This is a genomic window from Butyrivibrio sp. TB, assembly GCF_900110805.1.
Lineage (GTDB): Bacteria > Bacillota > Clostridia > Lachnospirales > Lachnospiraceae > Butyrivibrio > Butyrivibrio fibrisolvens_C.
Map to the genome: position 1 here is coordinate 1 of NZ_FOER01000004.1, position 590 is coordinate 590.

Sequence of the window (590 nt, forward strand, 5' to 3'; positions counted from 1 at the left end):
TCCGGCGCGGGCGTAGGATATCTGAGAGGAGCTGTCCTTAGTACGAGAGGACCGGGATGGACGGACCGCTGGTGTATCTGCTGCGAAGGCAATCGCATAAGGCAGGGTAGCCAAGTCTGGCAGGGATAAACGCTGAAGGCATCTAAGCGTGAAGCCCCCCTCAAGATGAGATATCCCCACGCAAGTGGTAAGACCCCTTGGAGAGTACGAGGTTGATAGGCACAAGGTGTAAGAGTGGTAACATTCTCAGCTGATGTGTACTAATAGGTCGAGGACTTAACCAAAAAGTCTTGAAGAACTTTCAAATAAAGTGGTTGACAACATAGAAACAAACTGATATAGTATTCAGTGTTCGGTTTTCAGGGAACAATAAAGAATAAGGCCCGGTGGCTCAGTTGGTTAGAGCGCCGCCCTGTCACGGCGGAGGTCATGGGTTCGAGCCCCATTCGGGTCGTTCTTCTACAGAACATCGTAGAAGTCCAGCTAATTTAATATGGGATCTTAGCTCAGCTGGGAGAGCATCTGCCTTACAAGCAGAGGGTCACAGGTTCGAGCCCTGTAGGTCCCACGCTTTAGATTTTATCTAAAGT

General features: G+C 49.7%; 2 tRNA genes and 1 rRNA gene. All 3 read left to right on the forward strand.

Going from position 1 to position 590, the window contains the following annotated elements:
* Positions 1–284: ribosomal RNA gene (locus tag BMX21_RS03440) — 23S ribosomal RNA — on the forward strand; the annotation flags it as partial.
* 96 nt (positions 285–380) lie between these two features.
* A tRNA-Asp gene (locus BMX21_RS03445) sits at positions 381–454 on the forward strand.
* A 41-nt stretch (positions 455–495) separates the two neighbouring features.
* Positions 496–568, forward strand: a tRNA-Val gene (locus BMX21_RS03450).
* Positions 569–590: the final 22 nt, after the last annotated feature.